Source organism: Streptomyces nojiriensis (assembly GCF_017639205.1).
Lineage (GTDB): Bacteria > Actinomycetota > Actinomycetes > Streptomycetales > Streptomycetaceae > Streptomyces > Streptomyces nojiriensis.
Window position 1 is genome coordinate 285,175 of record NZ_CP071139.1, and the last position, 25,768, is coordinate 310,942.

Consider the following 25,768-nt stretch of genomic DNA (forward strand, 5'->3'; position numbering starts at 1 on the left):
CTGTGCCGACACGCGGGCTCACCCCGGCAGGGGCGCAGATGCTCCGTGCCAGAGGTGGTGATGGGTCGTCATGTGGGAGCATTTCCGCATATTACGTAGTAGTAGACTGCAAATCGGGAAAATGGTCTGCATGAGTGACGTGGCGTCAGGGGGTACATACGTGGCAGGCGCCGAGCCGCATCCGCAGTTCGACCGGCGCGCCTGGCTCCTCACCCACGACAAGACCGGCATCCCCACCGCCCTTCCCGCGGTCACGCCGCCTGTGGCCGGCCCCCGCGGCCGTACGCGCACCGTGCGTCTCGACGACCCGGTGCTGGTCCTGGCGGACGACGTGGAGCGGGAGGACCGGCTGTCCGGCTGCTCCACCGTCGAGGACGCCGAAGCGCTGGTCGAACTGGCGGCTGGGTAGGCCGGGGCATCGGTCCACAGGCGGACCGCACCCGGCACGGTGCCGCCGGCGGTGCTCGGCGAGGTGCGGGCGATCGGCCGGTTCCAGTGGGGGTCGGGCGGCCTGCGCGTGACGCCGGCCTGGCCCGCCCGCCTGCGCGGCACCGCAAGCGCGGGCTCGGCGGGGCCGGTCCGCCACGGCCTTCCCTACGCAGGCCCCGAGGAAGAGTGCGTGTGTGCGTGTGCAGGCAGCACGACTGCGGCGGCATCGTCCCCATGTCCCGGTGCCCGGAACACGGCAGCGCTGCGCGCGATGGAGTGGCACCCCGGAGGCGGGATCCGTTACACGGACCTGCGTCTGGGCCGCCTGGGGGCGAGGTCCGAGTCCGCCACCATAAGCAGTTCGAACTGAGGGACGCGCCGTGGGCCGACATGCCGCGCTTGGCGTAATGAGGCACTCAAGCCGGGCTTCCGAGGCCACGTTGTGCGCAGGCGTGACCGGGGTGGTGGCAGGAAGGATCGGCGAAGCGGGCTATGGGCGAGGAGATCGAGGAGGACCGGTCGGAGGGTTTCGGTGAGCGGCTGCTGGGCCTGCTGCTGGACCGGGCGCGGCTGCTGCCGCCGCAGCTGATCGCCCCGCTCATCGCGGAGGAGGTGGGCAGGGTCGGAGGCCGTGATGTCTCCATCCTGCTCCAGGACTACGCGCAGGAGCTGCTGGTGCCGCTTCCGGGCAAAAAACTGCACGCCGGCCAGCCTGAATCGGTGATCGACTCACCCGCGGGCCGGGCTTTTCTGCGCGGGGTGGTCGTCGAAGTGCCGCAGGCCCGCGGCGGCGTGCGGATGTATCTGCCGCTGCTGGACGGCGGCGACACGGTGGGCGTGATGGCCCTCACCCTGGACACCGTCGGCGACGACGACCGGCGGCTGCTGAGCCGGCTCTCATGCCTGGTGGCCGACCTGCTGGTCACCAAGAACGCCTACACCGACCAGTTCTTCCAGGCCCGGCGCCGGGAGCCGATGAGCGTGTCCGCAGAGATCCAGTGGGGCCTGCTGCCGCCGCTGTCGATGGCCGTGCCGCAGGTGGAGGTGGCCGGCATGCTGGAGCCCGCCTACCGCGTCGCCGGAGACAGCTTCGACTACGCCCTCAACGACAACATCCTGCACGCCGCCGTGATCGACGCGATGAGCCACGGCATGGAAGCCGCCACCATGGCAACCGTGGCCATCGGCGCCTACCGGCACGCCCGCCGCGTGTTCATCAGCCTGGCCGAGAAGTACGCGTTCATGGACGATGCCATCTCCCGGCTGTTCGGCCCCGACCGGTTCGTCACAGCGCAGTTGATGCACTTCAACGTCGCCACCGGTGCGATGGAGCTGGTCAACGCGGGCCACCCCGCACCGCTGCTGATCCGCGACGGGCACGTCGTGCGGCAGCTGGAGAGCGCGACGACGCTGCCCGTCGGTTTCGGCGGTGAGGAGCCCCGGATCAGAGAGCACACACTCCAGCAAGGCGACCGCGTGCTGTGCTATACCGACGGCATCATCGAGGAGCACGTCGCCGGCGGGGAGCTGTTCGGCGAGGAACGCCTCATCCGTTGCGTCAACCGCCTGGGGGAGGAACCCTCACAAGGACTGCGGGCGGACCTGCGCCGGCTCTCCCACATGCTCAAGAGCGAACGGGGCGGGCACACCAGCGACGACGCCACCCTCTTCATGATCGAATGGCGCGGGGGCGCCGCCGACCACCTCGCGGTCCTTGGCTGAGCGCCCCGCGATGGAGTGCCATCCCGGATGCGGGAGCCGCTGCACAGGCTTGCTTCTGGACCGCCTGGTGGGAGCGGCAGAGTCCCGGCAGAAGGGGGGTAGGTCTGCGCGCCGGATGTTCGTCCTCGCTGCCACTAAGTCACAAGGGACAGATCTGGGGCCCTTTGAGGGCGGGAATACCGCACGCTTCGAATGACGCTCCCCGCCAGCTGGCGCTAGTTCGTGGACTGCACAAAGGCGCGAAGCCTACGCGAACGACCAGGGCCAGTCGGCCTCGCTGGTGGCGGTGACGGCCCGTTCGAACCGGTCGAAGGCGGACCAGGATCCGGCGGAGTGGCTGCCGCCGGCGCCGGATGCGCTGTGCCGGTACGGCGCCGAGTGGACCGCGACCAAGCTCCGCTGGGGCCTCGCGGTCGACGAGCAGGAGCGCGACCGCTTGCTGGACATCGCGGCCGGCTGCGGCGGCACGGACGTGGAGTTCACCCCCGCCCCGTAGGAATGCGCAGGCGCTTCCCCGCCGATGTGGGGGAGCCGCGATGTCCGCGGCACCCCCTCGTCCCCCTTGCCCTCCGGTCGCGCGGCGCTGGAGGGTGCTGGGTGGGAGGTCTCTCGTTGTTCAGTGGGTGATTGTGATGTTCGCGGCCTGTGGTCCCTTGGGGCCGGTGGTGAGTTCGTCGAAACGGGCCGTCATCCGGGCCGCCGGCCCCGTCGGCGCATCAAGGGCGACTGCAGGACCCTGCACGGTCACTGGCGGCTCGCGCCAGAGGCAAAGTATCTGGTCGGACTGAGCCTCAGAGACGGGGTTCTTGCTGCGCGGTGAGTTCCCGGGCCCGGTTGGAGCGCGCTGGGTGCGGTTTACCAGGCGTGAGGCACCAGGCCCCGGCTTCCTGGCCACCACGACGTCGAGGGGCACCGGCAGCGCGCCGCCCTTCACGAGCGCCGCCAGCTCGCGCGCCTCGGCCCGGCCGAAGCCGCCGCTGATCTGCGTGGAGCCGCCGGTGATACCGGTCCCGCACACCACGTCCGCGGTGACGCCGGGCGCCGAGATGATCTTGTTGTCGAGGGTGATGACGACGCGGCGTTCCGGAGCGCCCTGAGGCGCGCAGGCCGCGTCCGAGGTGATCTTCGTCCAGGTGTCGCCCGCTCCCTTGCGGAAGTCGAGGGAGACCATCCAGCCGCTGAGCGACTGCTGGTCCAGGACCGCCTCGGCGTCCTCGACCCCCTCGCCGGTGAGGGCGGTGGGGCCCAGCTTCAGGTGGTTGCCCACCTGGTCCGGGTCGGGCAGGGTGCGCGATCCGTCGGCCTCGGGCTTCGCGGAGCCCTCGTCGGCCGTCGCCCCCGTTACCGGGTGGACCGTGAGCTGTGCGGTGCGGCCGATGACCTCGGCGGCCTTGCGGGGTCCTGCACTCCGGGCAGTTCGACGATGATCCGTTTCTCGCCGGAGCGGGCGATGCCGGGTTCGGAGACGCCGAGGGCGTCGACGCGCTGCCTGAGGACCTCCAGAGCGCGGTCGGTGGATGCGGCGTCGGCCTTGACGGTGGGTGAGTCCCGGGTCTCCAGGACGATCTGGGTGCCGCCGCGCAGATCGAGGCCGAGGCGGGCGGATTGGGTGAGGGCGATGTAGAGGGACAGCGCGACGGCTGCCAGCGCGATGATCGCCCTCCACAAGGGTGGGTGGGACAAGGGTGCGCGAGACATGCGTACTCCACGATGAGGGCAGGACGGAGGGACGCGTGACCGGCCCCGCGCGGTGTGCGCCGGGTTAAGAGGGTCAGGCGTCGATGACGGTCTGCGTGCTCATCGGTGGGGCGGGCCGCGCGGGGCGGCGGACTCGGCCGGCCTGCGCGGCGGCGCGAGTGCGGTGGCGGGGCCCGTGTCGGGCCGGCCCAGGGCGCGGTGCGGGGCCGTGTCGACGGCCGTACGCGCGGGGCCCGCAGGCTGCGGGCCCGGGATGTGGGCGTCAGGTCGGTGCGTGACCTCAACATGCAGCGCCGGGACGCCGTCCGGTCCTGCCCCTTGTCCGGCGTGCCCCGCCACCGCGTGGTGCGCGAGCGGCCTGTCGGCGGGCACGGGCATGCCCTGCGCCCCGCCCACCGGCACGAACAGCGCGAGGACGGTGACGACGAGGGTCAGCGCGGACGCGGCCAAGCGCGCGGAGCGGCTCTGTTGCGGCACGCGCCCCCCACCCCTTCGGCGCTCGTCAGGTGCACACGGCGTGGCCCCGCCCTGCTCAACGTATTGGGCGCCCCGGTCCGTTCCGTGTTACTCGGCAGTTCTTCGGAAGCCGAAGAACTGCAGCAACAGCGCGAAACCCAGCCGGTTCGCCGCCCCCGACTTGCTCCGAAGCCGCTCCTGGTCCTCCTCCAAACAGCGTCCAGAGGCGGTGGCGGCTGCAGCCTCGGCGGCGAGCTCAGCCTGGACGACGTCCTCGACCTCCGGGTCGCAGACGGTGCCCGGACCGGCGGCGACGAGCAGCTCGGCGATGCGCCGGCGAGTCGGAGGCTGGCATCCGGGCCCCCGTCAAGCAGTAATCGGGACCGCTGTACGCGTCAGATCGCTACGCGCTACCCATGTCTCCGCGTCGCAGGCCGTCTTGGGCTGATGTCCGAAGTGGACGGTGCGCGGAGGTGACCGGGCTTGTCATCCGGCGTGTCGAGCGGTCTGTTCGAAAGGCAAGGTCGGGAGGGGTTGCCAAGTGGCGGGGACATTGCGCATGACCAGGGCGCAGTCCAGGGTCGCGCTGCCCGGCGGGAAGCGGGTCGGGTCGTCGAAGAACGACGAGGCGGCGGAGCTGACCCGGCCGGCTTCTATGTGCCAGGCATCGGAGCGCAGTCGCATGCCCTCCAGGTGGCGGCCGGTGCTGCTGGGCGAGAGGCCCTTGGACCCGTGCTGGAAGAAGAGGGAGGCCTCGGCGAGATCGGCGAAGAGCTCGCTGCCACGCAGCTCGTCGGACAGCTCGACGGTCACGTCGACCTGGGTGTCGCCGTCCCGTGTCGCCAGTGCGACGCGCATCCGATCGGGCGTCTCGTCCACCTCGAAGTCGGCGCGGCCGTGTTCACCGGGGAACAAGCGGCCTCCGGCCCAGGCGTTGAGCCGGGAGGCGGTGTCGCGGCGGGGGATGTAGACCCCGGTCTCCACGCCGGCCGGGCCGTCCCACTCGACGGCGATGCGATGGGCCACGTTCTCGCTGCGCACCCCGACCGCTGCGGGCGCCCAGGTGGGCCGGACGCTGCCCAGACGCAGCAGGCAGATGCCGGCGACGGCGTAGCCGTTCACCAGCTGCGGACGGAGGGCATCGGGCAGCAGACGTGCCGCTGCTTCCGGTGCGACCCGGTAGTTCACCAGGAGGCGCCGTTCGATGACGCTGGACACGGCCGGCTGCTTCATGATCCCTCGCTCTGCGCCCCGGGGCGCCATTTGGTGTGGCGGAGCACGATCTGTTCAGGGCATACGGCGCTGAGGAACCGGCCGATGGAGGTGGCCAGGCGGTCCTCGGCGAGTGCGTAGAGGATCCGGTTCCCCTCCCGTCGCTCGGTGACCAGTCCGGCGCCCTTGAGCACGCCGAGGTGCCGTGAGATGGAGGGCGCGCTGATCGAGAACCTGGCGGCGATCTCCCCCGCCGCGAGCTCGCCGTCCCTGAGGTCTTCGAGGATCTGCCGCCTCGTCGGATCGGCCAGGGCTCGAAAGGCCCCCGCCTCGTCCTGAGCTTCCGTCATGCCCGCAATTTAGCTCATTAGCTAAACAGCTAACAAGAGGTGCGGTTGAGGTTCAACGATTCCAAGTGCGGACCATGACTGCGAACAGGGGGCTGTCGGGGAAGGGCTGCTGGGTGCCCGCCTAACGAGCTCGTTAGGTCGAGGCGGCATCGCCCGCCGCGACGCCGTCCAGCGCCAGGTGTCGGGCGCAGGGTAGATGTCAGTGCCGCGCAGAGTAGGTGTCAGTGACCCGCTGCCGTACGACGCGCCGAACGACCGGCCCCGGACGCCGCGACCAGGCGACCAACCGCCGACGCCGCGGAGCCCTGGGCGGCAGAACACCTGCCTTCGACAAGACCGCCTACCGCGGCCGCAATGTGGTCGAACGCTGCTTCGCCCGTCTCCAACAGTTCCGGGCGATCGCCACCCGCTTCGACAAACTCGCCGACCGCTACCGTGCGGGGATCGTCCTGGCCTACTTGGTCCTCTGCCTCCGCGAACCCACTGAATGATCATTTGCCAGACAGGTCCTGGACGTCGAACCGCGCCCGGGCGAAGGCGGTGAGGTCGATGTCCGGCTTCTCCCCCAGGGCCAGCTGCGCCAGGCATTCCCCGATCGCCGGGGCGAACTTGAAGCCGTGTCCGGAGCAGGAGGCGGAGTACACGAGCCGCGGCGCGGACCGCACCCGGTCGATGACGAAGCTGCCGTCCGGCGTCATCGTGTAGAAGCACATCGCGGACCGCACGGGCTCGGGGTCGATCCCGGTCAGGAACCGCGACACCGCCTCGGCGATCTCGGCCTGCTGAGTCGACCCGACCGGGCGGGGAGTCGGGTCGGACGGATCGCCCGGGGCCTGCTGCCTGTTGTGGAAGCCGATCTTGACCTCCCGGCCGCCGCGGCCCCACTCCGGACAGCAGTAGACGACACCTCCGGAAGCCGACTCGTAGACGAACGCGGGCATCCCCTCGTTTCCCCTGGAGGAGCGGGTACGGAACCAGTACACGGGCACGCGGTGCGGGCGGAGAATGCCGGGGAGCTCGTCGGCGAGGTAGTCGTTCGACCAGGGGCCGGCGGCCAGGACGACCGCTCCGCACGACACCGTCTCACCGGAGGCGAGACGTACGGTCGCGCCCTCGGCGGTGGAGGGGACGGCCAGCGCCCGCTCACCGAAGCGCACTGCGGCGCCAGCGCGCACGGCCGCGTCGATCAGCGCCAACCGGGCACGGTCAGCGAGGAGGGTGTAGGCGCCGGGTTCGTGCAGGACGGAGATGTCCGGGCCCAGGCTGAGCCAGTCGAAGCGGGCGTTGGCCTCCGCCGCATCCCAGATCTCGTGCGCGATGCCGCCGGCCCGGGCGGTGGACCGGCTGAGCTCAACCAGGCCCTCGGTGGTGTCGCCCATGAAGAGGCCGCCAGTGCGCACGGTCAGGACGTCGCCGTGCGCGCTCTCCAGTTCGTTCCACATCCGGTCGGCCCGGTCCAGGAGCGGCAGGTACGACGTCCCCTCCCAGTACGCGCGCCGGAAGATGCGGCTCTCGCCGTGCGAGGAGCCGTACCGGTGGGTCGGGCCGTGCGCGTCGACGGCGAGGACGGAGGCTCCCCGCGCCGCCAGCGCCGCGGCGGCGGCGGATCCGGATATCCCCAGGCCGACGACAACGGCGTCATAGGTGCTGGTCACGAACGGTGGTTTCCCTTCATCAGTTCCGTGGCCGGCTGCGGATTCTTCGGCTGTCGGCGTAGCTCGCCGAGGACGGCCTCCAAGACGAGGGAGACGAGCGAGAGCCAGACCAGCGCGAAGCAGACGAAGGTGTTGGCCGACGGCACCTGTCCGTAGACGCTGAGGGCGATGACGAGCTGGGCGGTCGGATTCAGGTACTGGACGAAGCCGGACACGGTCAGGGTGATGACCTTCGCACCGAACGAGAAGAGCCAGAGCGGGATGACGGAGATCAGCCCGCAGAGCGCGAGCAGTACGTAGTCGGAGGTGTCAGCGGGCGGTTGCAGCGCCAGCGAGTAGGGGGAGAGCACGGCGACCGCCACGACGCCGACGGCGAGGAAGGACGTCTCCAGGGTGAGGCCAGTGACCGGGTCCGCCGGGGAAAGCTTCTTGACGGCGCCATACAGCCCCCAGGTCGCGCTGATGGTGACGAACACCCACCAGTCCAGTTCACCGCTCCTGGTGATGAGCAGAGCGATGCCAAGCAGACAGAGCGCCAGCGCGGCGCGGCGCAGCCGGCTGACCGGCTCGCGTACGAGGAGCATCCCCACGGCGATGGTGACGGCCGGCGCGATCAGGTACCCGAGGCTGGCCTCGATGACCCGGCCGTGGATCGACGCCCAGATGAAGGTGAGCCAGTTGACGCAGATCAGTACGGCGGCGAGCAGGTGGGTGACGAGCAACTGCCGGTCGGCGACCGCCGCGCGCAGCGCCCCGGTGCGGCGCAGGACGGCGACGGCGACGGCGAGGGTGACGAGGGAGACGAGGATCCGGTACCCCAGCAGGGTGGTCGCCGGAATGTGGCCGAGCGCATGCCAGTAGACGACCGAGGAACCCAGGATCAGGTTCGCGGCCACCATGGACGCCGCCCCGGTGGCCACCCCTGCGGCAGGGGCCGGACGGGTCACCTGGTGGCCCTCGCAGAACCGGAGATCCGGCATTCGACCAGTTCGTAGGAGAAGTAGAGGGTGCCGTCGGCGTGCACGGAGAACGCGGAGCCGTAGCGCTCCTTCCAGAGCTGGAACTCCGCCATCAGCATGCCCATGGAGGCGCGCCACTTCTCCGTGTAGACGAAGAGCGGGAACGTGTGCCGCTCCAGGAGCCGGAACCTCAAGGGGCAGTTGGCGCCGAACTGCTTTCTGACGTCGGTGAGCACTTTCTGGATTCCGACCATGGAGTTGAAGCCGACGATGGCCCGCCCGGATTCGGTCAGGTGGTCGGGCAGGCGGCCGAGGAATTCCGTGAGCACGCGGTCCCCCGAAAACATCGCCTCCAGACCGAGTCCGGTCAGGCCGAGTCGCTCCAGACCCTCCTGGCAGTCGGGCGAAGGAGTGTGCCAGCCAGGGGGGTTGAAGACGATGAGGTCGAATGCCCGGTCGGCGGAGGGCGCGTCGAAGAGACTGCCCACCCCGAAGGTTACGGCCCGGTCCCCGAAGTTCAGGATCTCGTTCTCACCCGCGATCTTCACGGAGGGTTCCGAGATGTCCGTGGCCACGATGTTCCGGGCTCCGATACTGCGCAGCAGCAGGGCCTGGACGCCGCTGCCGGTTCCCATGTCGAGTGCCGCCCAGCCGTCGCCAGCTGGTACTTCCACATGACGAACCAGCAGGTCGCCGAGGCGCAGCCCGGCCGGGCTCACCCGGAAGACCCCGGACCGGTCGAGGAGGCGAAGTGAGTGGCCAAGCCCGAAGCAGGCCTCGTACGAGTCTTGCGATGACACCATCGCGGAGTCGGACGTCCGACTCTCATTGGTCAGGCCGAGCACGTGCCCCCCATATCGTCCCACGGTCCGGCGCGTGGGCTCCACTGCCGGTCGTCCCTGCCGGACATCACTGCCCGGCTCCGCCTGCACTCTCATGTGCCGGCCGGGTCTCACTTACCGATCGCGCCGAGTTCACGCGAACGGGCGGCGGCGCTGTCGAGCGCCTCGGTGATCACATCGTGCAGATTCCGCTGCCGGAGCACGGACATGCCGCGCTCCGTGGTCCCTCCCGGGGTCATGACCTGGCGGGCCACCTCTTCCGGGTCACGCCGTGTGAGCTCCAGCAGATCGGCCGTGCCGCGTAGCACCTGGCAGATGATGGCCCGCGCCTGGGACGCGTCGAAGCCCGCCCTCAGGGCGAAGTCGGCGAAGGCGCCTGCGATGTGCGCGACGAAGGCGGGCCCGCCGCCGCAGAGCGCGGAGGCGTCGTCCAGCAAGGTCTCGTCCGCGACGCGGAGGACCCCGCCGATCGCCGAGAGCACCCGGCGGGCCGCCTCCACGTCGGCCTCGCCAATCGACGGATTGGCGCAGAACGCGGTCATGCCCTGCCCCACCTCGGACGGGGTGTTGGGTATCGACCGCACGACGCGCTGCGTGTCGAGGAGCTTGGTGATCGCGGCGACGGTCACCCCGCCCATCACGGAGATGACGAGGCAGTCCCGGTAGGAGCCCGGGACTGCCCGGGCGGCGAATTCCTCGAATGCCTGGGGCGGGATGGCGAGCAGGACCACGGTGCCGGGGCGGGGCGTGTACGCGTCGCGGGCCTCTATGCCGAACTGGTCACGCAGGAGGCGGACCCGCTCCGCCGACTGCTCCGCGACTTCGATCCGTACGTCCGGCATCTGCTTCCGGATACCCGCGATCATGGCTGTCCCCATGTGCCCTGCACCGATGACCGCTACGTCCTGCATGACAAAGCCCCCTGTTTCGACATGGGTGTGGTCCGGATTGCGTACCGGGCTCAGCGTGGTGGTGAGGTACGGACCGGGGCAATCGGTACTCCACTTCTCGTCCGGAAACCACTGTTGGTGGGAGGATCCAAACAAGCCACGCAGGTGTGCGGATTTCGATTTGTCCGGGGTTCTGGATCAAGGGATGCGCAGCGTGCTGCCCGGCGCGGAGCAGAGCTGGGTCGGGAGTCGGCCACCGCAGCGGCACGCGGAGATTGGCCAAGGCCGATGTCGGCCTCGACGACGGACCCAGACGGGTGGGGACGGAGGTTCCGTACGTTCCTGCACGGCCGGGCGTGGACGCACGCGGAGGGCCGGTCGCGCTGTTCAACCAGGCGGTGGGCTGGCTGCGCCGGAACCGGGTGCTGCTGCCGGGGGTCTCGGTGCTGGCCCGGCAGGTCTCCGAGGTGCGCACGGTCGCTGAGAAGCGCCTGCACGCCACCGTCGCCAGGGCCGCTCACCGGGCGGACCCGGCGCTGCCGACGGACCTGGTGGCCACGCTGGTGGTGCCGGAGGGCGGCCGGTACTCCGAGCTGGAGCGGCTGCGCCGGCCGCCGACCCGGACGACGGGCACCGCGTTCGCGCGGTCGCTGGAGCGGGTCGATGAGATCGGTGCGTTCCAGCTCGGCCGGTTGAAGCTGTCGCAGATCCCGCCGAACCGGCTTGCGGCGCTGGCCCGGTACGGGCTGGGGTCCAAGGCCGCGAGTCTGGAGCGGGCGGCGGAGCCCAAGCGCACGGCGATGCTTACTGCGGTGATGCGCCACCTGGAGGCCAAGGCGATCGACGAGGCCCTGGACCTCTTCTCGGTACTCATGGCCACGCGGCTGATCAGCACGGCGAAGAGGGCGACGGACAAGGAGCGCCTGTCGACGCTGCCGCAGCTGGAGAAGGCGTCCCGGACGCTGGCGCGGGCGGCGAAGGTGCTGTTCGAGGAGCTTGAGCTGGTCGAGGCACACGGCACGGATCTGGATGCGGCGGCGCTGTGGCGGGCGGTGGAGGAAGTCGCGCCGCGGGCGGTGGTGATGAGCGCGGCCGCGATGGTGGTCTCGCTGGTTCCAGAGGATGAGGACTCGGCGGCGGTCGCGATGCGGGCGGCGCTGGCCACCCGGTACAACACGGTGCGGCCGTTCTTGTCGCTGCTGGGCGAGTCGAAGGCACTGGACGCGGCGAGCGGAGGGGCCCGTGTCCTGGCCGGGGTGAGGCGGCTGCCCGCACTGGCGCGGCGGCGGGTGAAGGACAAGCCGCTGTTGCCGCGCGAGGTCGACGACAAGCTGGTGCCAGCCGCGTGGCGCAAGGCGGTGTACGCCAACGCCGACCTGCCGGTGGGGGCGGTGGACCGGGACGCGTACGTGGTGTGCGTGCTGGAGCAGTTGCACCGCGCCCTCCAGCGCCGGGACGTGTTTGCCTCCCCGTCGCACCGCTGGTCCGACCCGCGGGCCCGGCTGCTGGACGGCACCGAGTGGGAGGACGTGCGGGAGGACGTCCTGGCCGGGCTGAGCCTGGACATGCCGGTCGAGGAGCACTTGGCCGCGCTGGTGACAGCGCTGGATGCGGCGTGGAAGCAGATGGCGGAGCGGCTGGAGACGGCCGGCCCGGACACGAAGATCACCATCGAGGTCCCGCCCGGCGGCCGGGCGAAGCTGAACGTGTCCAAGCTCGGCGCGCTGGGCGAGCCGAAGTCCCTGGCGTGGCTGCGGGGCAGGGTGGAGAAGATGCTCCCGAAGATCGACCTGCCGGAACTGCTCTTCGAGGTGCACGGCTGGACCGGGTTCCTGGACGCCTTCGTGCACCTGGCCGACGGCACGACGTCCCGCATGAAGGACCTGCCCACCTCCCTGGTGGCCCTCCTGGTCTCCGAGGCGTGCAACATCGGCATGACCCCCGTAATCAACCCCGCCCACGAGGCGCTGACCCGGGCCCGGCTGGTGCACGTCGACCAGTTCTACCTAGGTTTCGCCGCCTCGGTCCTGTCCGAGTTCCGCGCTCGTCTGGTCGCGCACAACCTGGAGGAACGGGCCCTGGACCTGCTGCTGGCCGCATTGAAGAGCAAGGGCCTGGTCAAGGGTTGGGTCGGACCGGGGCGCGGTACTGGCCTTGCGACCATTCCGTTTCCCCGACCCGCCCGCCGCACCCGCCGTGCGTGTCTCCACGCAACGGGCGCTCCACGTGCCTTGGCCGGTGGTCAGCCGCCGGTGTTGGCGACTGCCGGTCGTGGTGTCCACGGGGTCGGGATGTTGCTGCCGCGGTAGCGGTAGCGGTAGCGGTAGCGGATCACTTTGACGCTGGATGCGCCGGTGAATTCGACTCCGTCGCAGATGAGCTTCCAACTGCCCGGTCGGCAGAACCGACGGCGCAGTTGCCTCCAGCTGAGCCGGGAGTGCTTGTGGAAGATCCAGCGGACGATGCGATGCCACGCGTGGTCATCGACCGTGCTGAATACCGCCTTCGACACCCCGTGCCGGAAGTAGTTCGCCCACCCGCGCAGGGTGCGGTTGAGGCTGGCCAGCAGCTCGTCCACGTCCCTGTGCAGGTCTGATCTGCGTGTTCTGTCTTTCACCTTGTCCTTGATCGACTGGATCGCCTTCGGACGGCTTGGTGTAGACGTAGTGCTTCTGCGTTCCTCGTTTCCGCTGCCTGCGGATGTGGAAGCCGAGGAAGTCGAAGCCCTCATCGATGTGGACCACCTGGGTCTTCTCCGGTGCCAGCCGCAGCCCCAGTGGGGCGAGCACGCCGGCTGCCTCCTCGCGCAGGGCCTCGGCATGGCGGCGTTCCCCGGAGACCATCAGTACGAAGTCGTCCGCGAAACGGATCAGCCGCCAGTTGCCCAGTCCGTGCTTCCTGCGCGTGACCCGCCGCTTGTAGCTGCCCATCTCCTGCTGCCACTGCCGGGCGAAGTGCTCGTCCCGCACGGACAGTGCGATGTTGGCCAGCAGCGGGGAGAGAATCCCGCCTTGCGGGGTGCCGGTCAGTGTCTCTTTCCGGTCGCCGGAGGTCGTCATGACCCCGGATTTCAGGAACGCCTTCACCAGCGTGCAGACGCGCCTGTCCTTGATCCTCGCCCGCAGGCGGTCCATCAGGGCCGTGTGGTCGATCTCGTCGAAGCACGCCTTGATGTCTGCTTCCAGGACCCAGTGGAACTTGTTGGCCCCGGAAGACAGGTGGTGGGGCCTTGACCCCGGATTTTGAACACGTCTATGCGGCTTGGGCCAGGGTAGTTGCTGTTGGTTGGAAGTCGTTCTCGTAGGCGATCGGGGACTGCTGACCGAGCCGGGAGTGCCGGCGTCGGGTGTTGTATCGGGTCAGCCAGCGGAAGGCGTCGAGCCTGGCCTCGCGCTCGCTGGACCAGCCTTTGCGGCCTTTGAGCGTCTCCCTCTTGAAGGCAGCGTTGAAGCTTTCCGCGGCGGCGTTGTCCGCGCTGGACCCGACCGCGCCCATGCTCTGCCGGACCCCTGCTGACCTGCAGATCTCAGCGAAGGCTCGACTCGTATATTGAGACCCGTGGTCCGTGTGCATGATCGCTCCATCGAGACTGCCGCGGGTTCGCTCGGCGGCCGCCAGGGCGTCGATGACGAGCTCGGTTCGCATGTGATCGGCGATCGCCCACCCGGCCAGCCGACGGGAGGCGAGGTCGATTACGGTCGCGAGATAGAGCGGCTTCGCGCCGCTGACCGGCAGGTATGTGATGTCGCCGACGTACTTCATGTTCACCGCGGCCGCGGTGAAGTCACGTCCGATCAGATCCGGCGCCTTCGGCGCCGCCTGGTCCGCGAGGGTGGTCCGGTGCCGGCGGCGCAGGCGGACTCCCTCGAGCCCGATGGTCCGCATGATCCTCGCGACGCGTTTGTGGTTGACCACCGGGCCGCCCTCGGCGCGGAGTTCGGCGGTGATCCTGGGGGCTCCGTAGGTGCCGTCGGAGTCCTGGTGGACCTTGCGTATCCGGGCTGCGAGCCCGGCTTCGGCGATCTGCCGGGCCGCCCTTGCCGCTGCGGTGCGGCGCCAGTCGTAGAAGCTGGAGCGAGAGATACCCAGCATCGAACACAACCGCGTGACGCCGAACCGGCGCTGATGGTCTTCAACGAACTGGCAGCGGTTCACCAGCGCGTCTCCCCTGCGAAATACCGGGCCGCCTTGCGGAGGATGTCGCGTTCTTCCTCCAGCTCGCGGATCCTCTTCCGGGCTGCGGCCAGCTCCGCCTGAACGTCGTCACCGCTGGCTTGCGAGGCGGCCGGCTGTGTCGAGTGGGAGCCGGGGCGGCGCCCGTCGGCAGCCCGGATCCAGTTCCGCAGCGTCTCGGTGTTCACCCCGAGATCAGCGGCGACCGACTTGATCGTCGCGCCTGGCCGTGACCGGTACAACGCGACCGCGTCCGCCTTGAACTCGGCGGGGTAGTGCTTCATCCCCACGGGGACTCCGTTCTCCTGGACCATCAAGATCTGAGTCTCTCCGGTGTCCAAAATCCGGGGTCAAGGCCCGACCTCCGTGAGGCAGTGCTTTTTGAAGCGAACCTCTCAGACGCCTGGTTCTGCGGCGGCGACCGTAGGCGTGGCTCCGACCCAGGCCCTTGTCCTGACATGACCGGCGCCAAACTGCACAACGCGAATCTGACCCGTGCCGTGCTCGTCGGCGCAAACCTCGCCAAGCATAAGTTCTGTGCAGGCCCCTACTGGGAAGAGACTGAGACCGGAATGCACCGGCGCCCCGGGGGGGGTGCGCTCGCCTGACTGATGCGGACCTCTCCCGCGCAAACCTCTCGGAGGCGGGCCTTGCCGGGGTAGATCTGAGCAATGCCGACCTGACCGGTGCTGATCTCTCGAAGGCCAACCTCAGCAAGGCCAACCTCAGCGGCGCGGTCCTCACCGGAGCGAAGCTGGACGGCGCCAGACTTTTTCGTCGGCGGTCTTGGTCCAGATGAAGGGCCTGGGCTGCTCGTTCCAGTCGGCGAGCCAGGTGCGGATGTCGCGTTCGAGGGCCTGGACGGAGCGGTGGGCTCCCCGCTTGAGTATCTTCTGTGTGAGTTCGGCGAACCACCGCTCCACCAGGTTCAGCCACGAGGCACTCGTCGGCGTGAAGTGCAGGTGGAACCGCGGGTGGGCCAGCAGCCACCGCTTGATGTCCGGGGTCTTGTGGGTCGCGTAGTTGTCCAGGATGAGGTGGACCTCGAGGCCGGCAGGGACCGTCTTATCGACCTTGGCGAGGAATTTCTTGAACTCGGTGGCGCGGTGGCGGCGGTGGAGGGATCCGATGACCTTGCCGGTGGCGACCTCGAGGGCGGCGAAGAGGGTGGTGGTGCCGGCCCGGATGTAGTCGTGGCTGCGGCGTTCGGGGACGCCGGGCATCATTGGCAGGATCGGCTGGGACCGGTCCAGGGCCTGGATCTGCGATTTCTCGTCCACGCAGAGGACCAGGGCCTTCTCGGGCGGGTCGAGGTAGAGGCCGACGACGTCACGGACCTTGTCGATGAACAAAGGGTCCGTGGACAGTTTGAACGTCTGCGACCGGTGCGGGGCCAGTGCGAATGCGCGCCAGATGCGCGAGATGCTCGACTGCGACATTCCCGTCGCGGCTGCCATCGAGCGGGTGAACCAGTGGGTGGCGTTCTTCGGCGTCTCCTCGAGTGTCTTGACGATCACCCTCTCGACATCCGCGTCGGTGATCTTCCTGGGGACACCGGGACGGGGTTCGTCGCCCATGCCGTCCAGGCCGCGCTCGAGGAACCGCCGCCGCCAGGTGCGGCCCGTCTCGGGAGCGGTCCCGAGACGGCGCGACACCTCAGCGATCGAGTGGCCCTGAGCGCATTCCAAAACGATCCGCGACCGCAGGGCCAGGGCCTGAGCAGTCGTGCGACGCCGAACCCAGCCTTCCAACACTGCCCGCTGGGCATCGGTCACCGACAACGGCGGAATCTTCGGTCCAGGACGACTCACACCGAATCAACGACGAATCTCTGACTCAGGTCGCTAGCCGGGGTGAGTGGGCCAGGTGGGGCGAGTTCGGGGTATGCGGTTGGCGGACGGCTGGTGTTGACCTCTGCCCATGTTGCCGGACCCATCGGGAGCCGTTTGGAGGTCTTCTACCCGGGCGGCAGCGGTGTGGCGGGCGGGACGGTGGTGTGGTGGGGTACCCCGGGCGGCCGCGATGATGCTGCCCTGGTCCTGGCCGACGACGACCCGCACTGGCAGGCGCCGAAGGTGCCGGTGCGGTGGGGCCGGCTGGTGACGGACCGGCCTGGCACCGGCAGCAAGACCTGGGGCCTGCCGGATGTCGCCCAGCGTGAGGGCAGGCCGGTGGAGGCCGCGCAGCTGCGCGGGGTACTGAATCCGGGCAGCGGGTTCGTGGGCAACCAGTACGTGGTGGACCTGCTTCAGCATCCCCCACAGTGGTCACCTGAGGGCACGTCGCCGTGGGGCGGAATGTCGGGTGCCGAAGTGTTCGCCGACCGGTTGCTGGTCGGTGTGGTGGCCTCCGACCGTGCGTACTCCGGCGGCGGGCAGCTGAACGTCGTGCCCGCCTACGTCCTCCACCACGACCCGGCCTTTCGTACCGCCCTCGCCGAGCACGGCGCCAGCGCAGACCACGGCCTGGAGGCGGTGGAACTCCAGCATCCCGCCGACCCCGCTCAAGGCCGGCCGAAGCGTGAGGCTGCCCTCGCCGGCTGCTCTGCTGGAGGCCCGGCGCCATACCGTGCCCTTTCACGGCCGCGAGGACCTTCTCGGCGAGCTGAGGGCATCGTGCGCACCGGGCGGGTTCGGAGCTTGGCTGCTGTATGGACCGGGCGGGCAGGGCAAGACCCGCCTCGCCCACCACCTCGCCGCCCAACTGACCGCCGACCGGTGGGCCGTTCTATGACCGAAGGCGAACGCCACCCTGGAGCAGCAAGGCCGCTGTTGGTTGTCCTCGACTATGCCGAGACCCGCACCGACCAGCTCGCCGCCCTCGCCGAGGCCGCCGCCGACCACGCCGGCACCACCCCGCTCAAACTCCTGCTCCTTGCCCGCACCGGCGGCGACTGGTGGCGCCAGGCCGCCACGGCCACCCGCCTCGCCGATGACCACCTCGCCACCGCCCCTCGGCAGTCATCGCTGCGATCGCGCTCGCGCCGGCGGTGGCACCCGCGGAATCCGACCAGGCCGCAGCCCGGTCCTGCGATGAGGACGTACGCAGGGCCAGCCCGAGCAGGCGTTCTTCCCACCGGCTGCACAACGTCCCACTGCAGCAGACCGGAGATCGCAGGCGAAGCTTCGGCTGACCGGGCCCGCGCCCGGGCCCCTCTTGCTGATTGATCAGGGCTCGGAATTCGAGGACGAGACAAGATAGGGGGCGGTCCCGCAGCTATCGCGGGCCCGCCCCCTATCTGGGGTTACGCCATCGCGCCAAACAACGGGGGCGCCAGCGGGCAGTGGATCAGGTTCCTGCGGGGTGTGCGCCGAGGCGGCCGGGGTGGACCGCCTCTGCCGGGGTTCACGAGGTTCCCAGTGCAGCAGGAGGACCGCCGCGAGCATCGGGGTGCAGGTCAGGAGTATGAACGTCACGATGTTGCCGCCGCCGTCGGTGAGACAGCCTGCGCCGGCTGCTGTGTCGCAGCGGAGGCCGCGTGCAGGAGGCGTCTCACGGCCCGGGAACGGTTGGCGAGCCTGAGGCGACGCCCGTGGCGGGGCCACCAGTCGAGGACGGCCAGGAAGCCGGAGTCGGCGAAGGTTACCCGCTCGGTGTCCAGCACGAGGCCGGTGTAGCCGTCGTCGGCCGCCGAGGCCAGGAGCGCCCGAAGCGGGGCGGCCCTGAAGTGGTCGATCTCGCCGGCCAGGTGGACGAGCAGGGTGGTGCCGCGGGTGGGTTGCTCACCCACTCACGAACGACCGAATCATGACATCGGGCACGGCCAACCAGGACATCACACCAAGATGTCGATACGATCTCTCAGCAGCTGGCCGAGTCCCAGCCGGGTGGTCAGCTCCTTTTGGCGGCCTTGGCCTTGGCGTGGTCACTGTTTGAGCTGCAACCGGGGACGGGGTCTCCGGCGCAGTTGTCGGGCAGGTTCTTGACGATCTTGCTCTTGTTCAGGATGACTTCGGCGCCGACCCAGTTGTAGATGCCGCCACCCGCTTCTGCGGCGCGGTTCTCGGTGACTGTCGTGTGCTCGAGGGTCAGCACCACCGGGTCCGCGGCGCTCTCCTCCTCATTGTTGATACCACCGCCGCGCCGGCCGGCCTGGTTGTCCTTGATCGTGCTCTTCTTCAGGGTCGCCGTGCCCTCGTTGTTGAGCGCACCACCCCATTTGCCGGCCCTGTTGCGGTAAAAAGAGCTGCCCGTGATTTCCGTCGTGTTGGTGTCCGTGGGATCGCTGTTGATGGCGCCGCCGTCGAGGCCGGCCCAGTTCTCGATGAACTTGCTGTCCTTGATCCTGGCGTTGCCCAGTTGGTTGATGGCTGCGCCGTCGTCGTCACGTGCCACGTTCTTTTGGAAGAGGGTGCCCTCGACGGTCAGCGTACCGTGGTTCTGGATGCCGCCCCCGTCCTCCTGGGCGGTGTTGCCGACGATGGCGGATTTCTTGACGGTGAGGGTTCCGGCCGCGTTGTTGCTGATGCCGCCGCCGTCTCCGGCTTCGCCGGAGGCTGGGTCGCTGAAGGCAACGTTGGTGAGGACGTGGCTGTCCACCAGCGTGATGTTGCCGCCCTCGTTGGAGATGCCGCCACCGTCGCCGGAGACTTGGTTGCCGGAGACCGTGACCCTCTCTAGCCTGAGTGTGCCTTCGTTGGCGATCCCTCCGCCGTCGGCCTCGCTGGGGTTGACGTTGAGGTAGCCGCCGGTCACAGTGAGGTCCTTGAGGGTGAGGCTGCCGCCCTCCTCGACGCGGAGAATCCGGAACTCGGTGCCCCGTGCCGAGCGGATCAGCGTCGAGCCGTTGCCAATGATCTTGATGTCACTGGTGATCGGGGGCAGTGCATTGGTGCCGTCGACGGAGTTCTCGAACTGGTAGGCACAGTGCTTGGCCAGCTTGATGGTGCCGCCGCTGTTGCCGTTCGCCGCGTTAATGGCGTCGATGAGGTCCTGGAACCCGTTCGCGCTGCAGCCGATCGTCACGTCGATCTGGGCCGCCAGGGCGGGTACCGCCGACACCCCCATACCGAGGCTAGCCACCAGGGCGGATCCGGCGAGCACCAAACGCTTCTTCATGAGTGTCCCTTCTTTGGTCCAAGCGACCAGACCTCCACGGCAACTTCCCTCAACGGGGTAGGGGAGGAATTTGGGCGCTAGATGGGCACGACAGATTTACCCTCGGACTCCACGGGCATCATGCAGCTCCACTCACGACACTCGGAACTGCATACGGATGGGTGCGACGGAAGGGCGTACGGCCGAAGTAGCGGACTGACAGCGTGAGAGCTTGTGGGCAGTGAACGGCGGAATAGTCACATGGCCACGGCGAACAGAACACTTCAACAAAATCATGTCACGAGCGCCGCGCCCACGCGTGCGAGCTACTTCATCTCACAACCTGAGAACGCATCAGCCCTGCCGACCTTACGAGCTCTCACGGCGTCGGGGGGCATGACGAGTTTGGTGCCGGGATAGCCGCCGTCCGCGATCGTGAGCGTCCTGCCGACGGCGGCTTTGGCACCGGATTCCTCTCATGCCTTGCAGTCGTTGCGCTTCCCGGGCAGGGGACAGCCGACGACGACCAGGCGCTAATCGGACGGACACATCCGATCAACTGACCAACCGATCAAAGAGACACGCGCTAGCCGCTTTCGAGGAAGCCGTCGGCATCCGCGGCATGCTGGCCGGGGCCAACCCGGACGCGTACCTGCCCCACCTCGCGCAGTCCCTGAACAACCTGGCCGTCAATCTGCGTGCGGTAGGGCGGCGGGAGGAGAGCCTGACGGCAATCGAGGATGCCGCCGAGCTTTACCGCGTACTGGCCGGAGCCAACCCAATAGTCTTGAAAGCGATCTACGACAATCTCTGAAAGTAGCAGCCTGGCCCGAAGCCCTCGGACCGTAGTCCAGCAGGCCAGGCGTGCGCATTCCGAGCAGCCCAGCGTCATCCCCCTCAGCGCAACGTGACACCAGTTGCAGACCATCCACCCTCTGCGCGTCAAGGGGCGGGCCGGAGGAATAGCGCACGTTTGGAATGACGCTTCCCGCCAGCTGGTGGCTTCGCGTGGGACGCGGCCCGGCGTGAGGCGTACGCGAACGACCAGGCGTCCCCGCTGACGCTGATCGCGGTCACCGCGAAGTCGAACCGGTCCAAGGCCGACAAGGACCCCGCCCAGTGGCTTCCCCCGGCCGGCGGCTATCACTGCGAGTACGCCGCCCAGTGGACCGCGACGAAGCTGCGCTGGAACCTCTCCGCTGACGACGCCGAACGCCAGGCCCTGCTCGGTGTCGCGGAGGACTGCCCGAACACCACCGTCGTCTACGAGCCGGCCCCGTGATCATCGCGGCGGGCGGACCGGGCCCGCACCGCTCCCATGCCCCACTTCTCCCGGCGGCCGGCTACAGAGGCAGGGCCAGTCGGGAGCCGATGCGAAAGCGCATCTCCCCGGCCGCGTGACGGACCTCCTCGGGCTGCGCGTCGTCGTCGAGCACCCCGAGGAGGATCATCAGGGCCCGCGCCTCGTCCCCGCTGATCAGTTTCAGGCGCGGCTCAGTGACCCCGTCGAGGAGCACGTCCAGCATCTCGTCCATGCAGGCAACAACGCCGAACCGCCCATCACGTCACCCCGTCCGGCCCCGCGGTGCGGTCCGGTCCGAAGCAGGAACGCATGGCGCATTCAGGGGGCTGGCAGCCGGGGGCGCGGGCGTGCGGACCGTGAACTCTCCGTCGCGGTACTCCACGACGAGCTCGGGTTCCCCGCCGGGTGCAGCGACGGCCTGGTGGTGCAGGTCGGAGCGCGCCCGGCCGGTTAGGGGCTCGCTCTGCCAGTGGGGGTGGGAGCCGATGAGGCAGAAGAGCCTGGTCAGCTCGCTCCGGAGCTCGGCGTTGCCGTCGCCGGCTGCAGGGCCAGGCGGTTGAAGGTGCGGATCTGCTGCTGCTTGAGCTTGATCAAATCCTCCGAGAAACGGTTTTGCGCCATGGCTTGATTACATCAGCTGTTCGATTTTCGGTGCGGACGCGGCGTGTGGCCGCGTTGATTCGAACGGACGTACGATGTCGGCATGTCCTTCGACTTCCCTCCCCATCTGCGGGCCCTGCAGGCACAGCTCCACCGCGTCCGCGCCGACCACACCGCCCTGTGCGCCACCCTGCCCTGGTCGGCGGAGCCCCTCCCCGGCTGGACGGTCCAGGAGGGCCGCTACTCCCCGCGCGGCGACGTACCGGCCAGCCCCGGCTACACCCCGGAGCAGCAGGTGACGCTGGGGCGGCTGGAGCGCCGCCTGCGGCGGCTGACCGGCGTCGTGATGACGGACGCGTTCTGGCAGAGCGTGGAGCGGGAGAAGGTCGTGGCCGCCCGGATGGCGCTCAAGCGGGCTCACGAGCCGGCTGCGGGGTAGCTGCCGTGGCCGGGCGTGATCCGCGCGCTCTCTTCCCACCGGATCTGGCCCGGCTCGAGGTGGTGGAGCAGCAGCTCCACGCGCTCCTGATCGAAGTCCGCACGCTGATCGCCGAGGCCCGCCGCGACCAGCGCCTGGCCGCAACCGAGCACCGTCCCGTGCCCGAGGTCGAGTGGCGGATCCAGTACGGCATCGGCGCGGTACGCCGGCCCGTGATGGTGCACACCGGGGACTGCTCCATGGGCATGGCGCGCTCCCGCCCCGCCTCCCGCGAGCAGGCTGTCCAGGCCCTCGCGCAGGGGGTGGAGGCGTGTGCGATCTGCCGGGCCGACTCCGGGCTGGGGATGCTGGAAGCCTGAACCGACCGAGCGCCCGCCGGCCGGCGCGGGCCACAGTCGACTCTACGTCGATGGCGTGGAACTCAAACCGGCTGCCTTGATAGCGGGGCCCGCCCCCGCTCGCTGGACACGGGGCCCGTATGGCGGGTTGGCTACCGCGTAGTCGAATCCGCCCAAGCCGAGAGTCTTGGTGTCCATGGTCACGATGTCGGCGCAGATCCACCGGGCATCGGGCAGGACCCTCTTCCCGACGGCGACGTACTCCGGGTTCCGCTCCACGCACACGATCTCGCGCGGTTCGGCTCCCTCCCACTCGCGTACCCATCTGTCACGGGCGGCGTCCGCAAGCCGCCCAATTCCGACGCACAGGTCGATGACACGTTGATCTCAAGACGCATGTCCCACGCGAGACGAAAGCCTGCCGGGGGCCATCCCTGCCACCGGTGCGCATCCGGTGGCAGAGACGGCCCAAGAACGATCCGTTCCTCGACCGTCAGGCCCCCACCTTGCTCTGGCCCGAGCAAGTAGAGGGCATTCGACCGCGGTCCAGACCCTCCCCCCACCCCTGCCCAGCCCCGCCGTCAGGCCGTCGGGATGGGCCACCGGCTCGGGTGCGTCAGACCCACCACTGCTGGTCAGCGTTCGAGTTCTGGTGCCAAATGATCAGGTCAGTGCCATTGGCCACAGAGCCGTTCCTCGTGCCGATGCACCGCCTGGAGCCTTCGAGCTCCGCCTTCCAGTTGCAGATATTCACGGTGGTCTTGCCAGCGGGCTGGTAGGTGAACCACTTCTGATCGTCGTTGCCGTTACACGACCAGGCGGCAACCTCAGTATTGAGTTCCGTACGTCCACCCCACGTACCGAGGCATTCGTTGAGGGCATTCTTCATCGTGAAGACCTCGTACCCCTCGACGTTGAGTTCGACGTTGCGGGTCCACCGCTGGTCGGCGTTGGCGTTGCAGCCCCAGAGTACGCCCGTCTTCATGGCGTCGTACCTCTTGATGGTGCCGATGCAGCCATAGCTGCTGTTGTAGATCACCGAGCTCGCTGCCGATGCCTGAGATGCAGTGGTGAGCACGGTCCCAGCGGCAAGTGTGAGGCTTACCAGCGAAGAGGCCCACATCTTCTTGTTCACAGGTCCTACCTCATGAGAGTTTGCAAGATCATCAATGATTGGATTGCGCTCGGGGCCACAACAACCGGTGCGGCTCCTGTCCCCCGTTCCTCGCCGCTACGGATGCGAGTTGATGGACCCCGCCTGCACGGTGGTCTCGCCGCTCGTGGCTGCGGCGGCGCCGCCGGTGACGAGGGCGCCCGCGACGAGCGCGGCGGCCAGCAGAGTACGGATACGGTTCTTCATGGTTCTCCCTGTGTTCGATTACTACGGATGGGCTGCGATGACTCCGGCCTGGACGGTCGATCCGTGGTCTGACCCAGTGCCTGCGGCAGCCAGGGCGTTGATAGCAAACGCTGCCGTCAGCAGCGCGACGATGGTCTTCTTCATGTCTCTCCCCTTCCGCCCCCCGAAGGGTGTGACAAACGTAGGACAGGGCGCCCCCCCCACCAGGTGTAGTACTGCATGGTGACGGTGGGCTTCCGGTGCCTCAATGCACAGCGAGCCGCAGCAGTGTTGGCGGGACCAGGCGCGAAGTCGCTGGTCATGCACAACGACCGGATCAGTAGGCTGAGGAGAACGGCAAAGGGCCGCCACCTGTCGAGGCGCCGGCCCTCACCTTCGGGCTGTCTTACGGGGCGGGGGTGAACTCCACGTCAGTGCCGCCGCAACCGCCGCGATGTCGAGCAGCCGGTCCTTCTCCGCCTCATCGACCGCAAGACCCCACCCGAGCTTGGTCGCGGTCCACTCAGCGCCGTACCGGCACAGCGCATCCGCGGACGGCGGCAGCCACTCCGCCGGATCCTGATCCGCCCTTGACCGGTTCGAGTGACGGCGACCAGGGAGGCCGGCTGGCCCTGGTCGTTCGCGTACGCCTCGCGCCGCGCCGCCGTCCACGCCGACGCCCCCGAGTCCCAGGCCTCGGCAAGCGGCTCCATGTGGTCGATGTCCAGCGCCACAGCCGCCGTCACCTCCCGCTCGTCGTAGTACGACCACCACACACCCCCGGTCAGGGTGCAGCCCGGCCCGATCTCCCCGGATACACGACCGCCTCCGCCAGGAGCACCTCCTGGCGGGTGCGTGTCGCTTTGCCTGGCCCCGGGGCCAGGCGGTTGTGTTGCTCACGAAGTCCTGCTCCGTACGTGCCACCGCAGACGGCATCCAATTCAGGATCACGCGAAGGCTGTACCGTTGTCCCGGAAGCACCCCAACGAGTGATCACCAGATCCGCCTGTTTCGAACCGGCCGATAATCACGAGCCAGCTCGAGCGGGTACCCGAGTTTTCCGGTCCGGGTACCCGCTACGCGACCGCTGATCAAGCGTCAATTCTTGACGGGACCGCTGTCACCAGGTGGTGCTGCCTATCGGCACCTCACCGCCCGGCGCGAACCAAGAGTTCCACAGCCATCCGTTCTGCACGAACTGCCGACCGTTGCTATTGATCCGAAACGCTTTGGGTTCAGGCTCGTTGATGGTGTGTGAGTGATCTGGTGGGGGATGCGCGGGCCTGGTCGCCGGATGCGCAGGAGGCTGTGCGGTTGCTGGCGGTGTCGGCTCTGGTGGAGGGCCGGGACCGGGTTGAGGTTGCCGCCCTGTTCAAGGTGTCGGTCAAGGCCGTGGACAACTGGTGGGCGAAGTGGCAAGCCGGCGGCCGGGACGCACTGCTGTCCCGCCCACGAGGCCGTCGCGTGGGTGAGCACCAGGTCCTGTCTGAGGCCGAGCAGGCCGCCGTTCGGCAGGCTGTCCTCGATCACGTCCCCTCCGACGTGGGACTTTCTGGTCAGTTGTGGACGCGGGGGCAGATAGGCGAGCTGGTCTTCAAGCTGTACGGGGTCCGCTTCACCGAGCCCGGGGTGGGCAAGTACCTCAAGCGTTGGGGGCTGACCTTCCAGCGTCCGGACAAACGGGCGGTCGAGCAGGACGCGGAAGCGGTCCGGGTCTGGCACGAGGAAACCTGGCCGGCGATCCGGGCCAGGGCGAAGGCGGAGAACGGCGAAGTTCTCTTCGGCGACCAGGTCGGGGTCCGCTCGGACCAGGTCACCGGCCGCACCTGGGGCGCCAAGGGCACGACTCCCATCGTCCGCCGCACCGGGAACCGGTTCTCCGTGAACGCGATGTCCGCGATCAGCACCCGCGGCCGGATGCACTTCATGGTCTTCACCGAGTCGTTCGACGCGAAGGTCATGTGCCGCTTCCTCGTCCGGCTCGTCGGGCACTTCGACCGGAAGATCCACCTGATCGTCGACAGGCACTCGGCCCACCGCTCGAAGACAGTCCGGGCCTGGCTCGCCGACCACCAGGACCAGATCGAGCTGCACTTCCTGCCCTCGTACTCACCCGAGCTGAACCCCGACGAGCTGGTCAACGCCGACCTCAAACGCAGCCTGCCCCACACCCACCGGGCCAGGAACCAGGCCGAACTCGCCGCCGAAACCCGCAGATTCTTCCACAGGCGCCAGCGTCAACCACACATCGTCCGCGGTTACTTCGGCGGCCCGCACGTCCGCTACGTCCTCGACGAGAACCCCTTGAGTTTCTGATCAATAACCG

25 protein-coding genes and 7 pseudogenes are annotated in these 25,768 nt (G+C 68.8%); 12 read left to right on the top strand and 20 right to left on the bottom strand.

Features of this window, described 5'->3' with window-relative positions; genetic code table 11:
• The first annotated feature begins 130 nt into the window (after positions 1-130).
• From JYK04_RS01505 to JYK04_RS01515, 3 genes and pseudogenes are all read left to right on the top strand, one after another.
• Complete coding sequence (locus tag JYK04_RS01505; RefSeq protein WP_189748134.1) at positions 131-409, top strand: hypothetical protein; 279 nt, start codon at positions 131-133, stop codon at positions 407-409.
• A gap of 512 nt (positions 410-921) precedes the next feature.
• Complete coding sequence (locus JYK04_RS01510; RefSeq protein WP_189748132.1) at positions 922-2,151, top strand: PP2C family protein-serine/threonine phosphatase; 1,230 nt, start codon at positions 922-924, stop codon at positions 2,149-2,151.
• 208 nt (positions 2,152-2,359) lie between these two features.
• A pseudogene (locus JYK04_RS01515) lies at positions 2,360-2,647 on the top strand (HNH endonuclease); the annotation flags it as partial.
• 378 nt (positions 2,648-3,025) lie between these two features.
• Here the strand turns inward: JYK04_RS01515 and JYK04_RS01520 are convergent.
• The 4 genes and pseudogenes from JYK04_RS01520 to JYK04_RS01535 form a co-directional block, all read right to left on the bottom strand.
• A pseudogene (locus JYK04_RS01520) lies at positions 3,026-3,849 on the bottom strand (SecDF P1 head subdomain-containing protein); the annotation flags it as partial.
• Positions 3,850-3,948: 99 nt separating this feature from the next.
• Positions 3,949-4,326: a hypothetical protein gene (locus tag JYK04_RS01525; RefSeq protein ID WP_189748130.1), complete on the bottom strand. Its 378-nt coding sequence runs from the start codon at positions 4,324-4,326 to the stop codon at positions 3,949-3,951.
• A 465-nt stretch (positions 4,327-4,791) separates the two neighbouring features.
• Positions 4,792-5,538, bottom strand: coding sequence for a DUF2071 domain-containing protein (locus JYK04_RS01530; RefSeq protein ID WP_189748128.1), 747 nt, complete (start codon positions 5,536-5,538; stop codon positions 4,792-4,794).
• On the bottom strand, positions 5,535-5,867 hold the full coding sequence (locus JYK04_RS01535) for a metalloregulator ArsR/SmtB family transcription factor (RefSeq protein WP_189748126.1): 333 nt from the start codon (positions 5,865-5,867) through the stop codon (positions 5,535-5,537). Before JYK04_RS01535 ends, JYK04_RS01530 begins: the two co-directional genes overlap by 4 nt.
• A gap of 326 nt (positions 5,868-6,193) precedes the next feature.
• Here JYK04_RS01535 and JYK04_RS01540 point away from each other — a divergent pair.
• Positions 6,194-6,331, top strand: a pseudogene (locus JYK04_RS01540) (IS5/IS1182 family transposase); the annotation flags it as partial.
• 27 nt (positions 6,332-6,358) lie between these two features.
• On the opposite strand, the gene solA reads toward JYK04_RS01540, so the two are convergent.
• The 4 genes from solA to proC form a co-directional block, all read right to left on the bottom strand.
• Positions 6,359-7,522 carry an N-methyl-L-tryptophan oxidase gene (gene solA / locus JYK04_RS01545; protein ID WP_189748124.1) on the bottom strand — a complete coding sequence of 388 codons (1,164 nt, stop codon included), beginning with the start codon at positions 7,520-7,522 and terminating at the stop codon, positions 6,359-6,361.
• Positions 7,519-8,502, bottom strand: coding sequence for an EamA family transporter RarD (rarD, locus tag JYK04_RS01550; RefSeq protein ID WP_189748122.1), 984 nt, complete (start codon positions 8,500-8,502; stop codon positions 7,519-7,521). The genes solA and rarD overlap by 4 nt, the downstream gene beginning before the upstream one ends.
• Positions 8,466-9,284 carry a 50S ribosomal protein L11 methyltransferase gene (locus JYK04_RS01555; protein ID WP_189748120.1) on the bottom strand — a complete coding sequence of 273 codons (819 nt, stop codon included), beginning with the start codon at positions 9,282-9,284 and terminating at the stop codon, positions 8,466-8,468. The genes rarD and JYK04_RS01555 overlap by 37 nt, the downstream gene beginning before the upstream one ends.
• A gap of 149 nt (positions 9,285-9,433) precedes the next feature.
• Positions 9,434-10,234 (bottom strand): pyrroline-5-carboxylate reductase, encoded by an 801-nt coding sequence (proC, locus tag JYK04_RS01560; protein ID WP_268254193.1) that lies wholly within the window; start codon positions 10,232-10,234, stop codon positions 9,434-9,436.
• 285 nt (positions 10,235-10,519) lie between these two features.
• On the opposite strand from proC, the pseudogene JYK04_RS01565 reads away from it, so the two are divergent.
• A pseudogene (locus tag JYK04_RS01565) lies at positions 10,520-12,282 on the top strand (Tn3 family transposase); the annotation flags it as partial.
• Between the two features lie 173 nt (positions 12,283-12,455).
• On the opposite strand, the gene JYK04_RS42275 reads toward JYK04_RS01565, so the two are convergent.
• The 3 genes from JYK04_RS42275 to JYK04_RS01580 all read right to left on the bottom strand — a co-directional run bounded on the left by JYK04_RS42275 (position 12,456) and on the right by JYK04_RS01580 (position 14,676).
• Complete coding sequence (locus JYK04_RS42275; RefSeq protein ID WP_373297547.1) at positions 12,456-12,791, bottom strand: group II intron maturase-specific domain-containing protein; 336 nt, start codon at positions 12,789-12,791, stop codon at positions 12,456-12,458.
• Complete coding sequence (locus JYK04_RS01575; RefSeq protein ID WP_268254194.1) at positions 12,694-13,431, bottom strand: reverse transcriptase/maturase family protein; 738 nt, start codon at positions 13,429-13,431, stop codon at positions 12,694-12,696. The genes JYK04_RS42275 and JYK04_RS01575 overlap by 98 nt, the downstream gene beginning before the upstream one ends.
• A gap of 34 nt (positions 13,432-13,465) precedes the next feature.
• A protein-coding gene (locus JYK04_RS01580; RefSeq protein WP_189748115.1) for an IS3 family transposase occupies positions 13,466-14,676 on the bottom strand; the annotation gives its coding sequence in 2 pieces (ribosomal slippage) (positions 13,466-14,379 and positions 14,379-14,676; 1,212 coding nt in all).
• A gap of 168 nt (positions 14,677-14,844) precedes the next feature.
• On the opposite strand from JYK04_RS01580, the gene JYK04_RS42280 reads away from it, so the two are divergent.
• Together JYK04_RS42280 and JYK04_RS41825 are read left to right on the top strand one after the other, a co-directional pair.
• Positions 14,845-14,994 carry a pentapeptide repeat-containing protein gene (locus JYK04_RS42280; RefSeq protein ID WP_189748113.1) on the top strand — a complete coding sequence of 50 codons (150 nt, stop codon included), beginning with the start codon at positions 14,845-14,847 and terminating at the stop codon, positions 14,992-14,994.
• On the top strand, positions 14,991-15,185 hold the full coding sequence (locus JYK04_RS41825) for a pentapeptide repeat-containing protein (RefSeq protein ID WP_189748141.1): 195 nt from the start codon (positions 14,991-14,993) through the stop codon (positions 15,183-15,185). The genes JYK04_RS42280 and JYK04_RS41825 overlap by 4 nt, the downstream gene beginning before the upstream one ends.
• Here the strand turns inward: JYK04_RS41825 and JYK04_RS01595 are convergent.
• The 4 genes and pseudogenes from JYK04_RS01595 to JYK04_RS01610 form a co-directional block, all read right to left on the bottom strand.
• Positions 15,127-16,197, bottom strand: coding sequence for an IS630 family transposase (locus tag JYK04_RS01595; RefSeq protein ID WP_189748110.1), 1,071 nt, complete (start codon positions 16,195-16,197; stop codon positions 15,127-15,129). The two genes, JYK04_RS41825 and JYK04_RS01595, sit on opposite strands and share 59 nt — an antisense overlap.
• A 1,601-nt stretch (positions 16,198-17,798) precedes the next feature.
• Positions 17,799-18,116, bottom strand: a complete 318-nt coding sequence (locus JYK04_RS01600; RefSeq protein ID WP_189748108.1) for an STAS domain-containing protein — start codon at positions 18,114-18,116, stop codon at positions 17,799-17,801.
• A gap of 101 nt (positions 18,117-18,217) precedes the next feature.
• On the bottom strand, positions 18,218-19,444 hold the full coding sequence (locus JYK04_RS01605) for a hypothetical protein (protein ID WP_189748106.1): 1,227 nt from the start codon (positions 19,442-19,444) through the stop codon (positions 18,218-18,220).
• Between the two features lie 371 nt (positions 19,445-19,815).
• A pseudogene (locus JYK04_RS01610) lies at positions 19,816-19,953 on the bottom strand (IS5/IS1182 family transposase); the annotation flags it as partial.
• 92 nt (positions 19,954-20,045) lie between these two features.
• Between JYK04_RS01610 and JYK04_RS01615 the strand changes: the two are divergent.
• Both JYK04_RS01615 and JYK04_RS40945 read left to right on the top strand, forming a co-directional pair.
• Positions 20,046-20,237 carry a tetratricopeptide repeat protein gene (locus JYK04_RS01615; RefSeq protein ID WP_189748104.1) on the top strand — a complete coding sequence of 64 codons (192 nt, stop codon included), beginning with the start codon at positions 20,046-20,048 and terminating at the stop codon, positions 20,235-20,237.
• 180 nt (positions 20,238-20,417) lie between these two features.
• A pseudogene (locus JYK04_RS40945) lies at positions 20,418-20,705 on the top strand (GmrSD restriction endonuclease domain-containing protein); the annotation flags it as partial.
• Between the two features lie 61 nt (positions 20,706-20,766).
• Here the strand turns inward: JYK04_RS40945 and JYK04_RS01620 are convergent.
• Entirely contained in the window at positions 20,767-20,958 is a 192-nt protein-coding gene (locus tag JYK04_RS01620) for a hypothetical protein (RefSeq protein ID WP_189748102.1), read from the bottom strand.
• A 471-nt stretch (positions 20,959-21,429) separates the two neighbouring features.
• Between JYK04_RS01620 and JYK04_RS01625 the strand changes: the two genes are divergently transcribed.
• Together JYK04_RS01625 and JYK04_RS01630 are read left to right on the top strand one after the other, a co-directional pair.
• Positions 21,430-21,765 (top strand): hypothetical protein, encoded by a 336-nt coding sequence (locus JYK04_RS01625; protein ID WP_189748100.1) that lies wholly within the window; start codon positions 21,430-21,432, stop codon positions 21,763-21,765.
• A 5-nt stretch (positions 21,766-21,770) separates the two neighbouring features.
• Positions 21,771-22,124, top strand: coding sequence for a DUF6233 domain-containing protein (locus JYK04_RS01630; RefSeq protein WP_189748098.1), 354 nt, complete (start codon positions 21,771-21,773; stop codon positions 22,122-22,124).
• A 595-nt stretch (positions 22,125-22,719) separates the two neighbouring features.
• On the opposite strand, the gene JYK04_RS01635 is transcribed toward JYK04_RS01630, so the two are convergent.
• The 4 genes and pseudogenes from JYK04_RS01635 to JYK04_RS40950 form a co-directional block, all read right to left on the bottom strand.
• The gene (locus JYK04_RS01635) at positions 22,720-23,238 is read right to left on the bottom strand and encodes an RICIN domain-containing protein (protein ID WP_189748096.1); all 519 of its coding nucleotides are present in this window, start codon (positions 23,236-23,238) and stop codon (positions 22,720-22,722) included.
• 96 nt (positions 23,239-23,334) lie between these two features.
• Entirely contained in the window at positions 23,335-23,463 is a 129-nt protein-coding gene (locus JYK04_RS41830) for a hypothetical protein (protein ID WP_268254192.1), read from the bottom strand.
• 21 nt (positions 23,464-23,484) lie between these two features.
• The gene (locus JYK04_RS41835) at positions 23,485-23,607 is read right to left on the bottom strand and encodes a hypothetical protein (protein WP_268254191.1); all 123 of its coding nucleotides are present in this window, start codon (positions 23,605-23,607) and stop codon (positions 23,485-23,487) included.
• A gap of 241 nt (positions 23,608-23,848) precedes the next feature.
• Positions 23,849-24,295: pseudogene (locus JYK04_RS40950) on the bottom strand (HNH endonuclease family protein); the annotation flags it as partial.
• A gap of 401 nt (positions 24,296-24,696) precedes the next feature.
• Here JYK04_RS40950 and JYK04_RS01645 point away from each other — a divergent pair.
• Positions 24,697-25,758, top strand: a complete 1,062-nt coding sequence (locus JYK04_RS01645) for an IS630 family transposase (RefSeq protein ID WP_202186013.1) — start codon at positions 24,697-24,699, stop codon at positions 25,756-25,758.
• Positions 25,759-25,768: the final 10 nt, after the last annotated feature.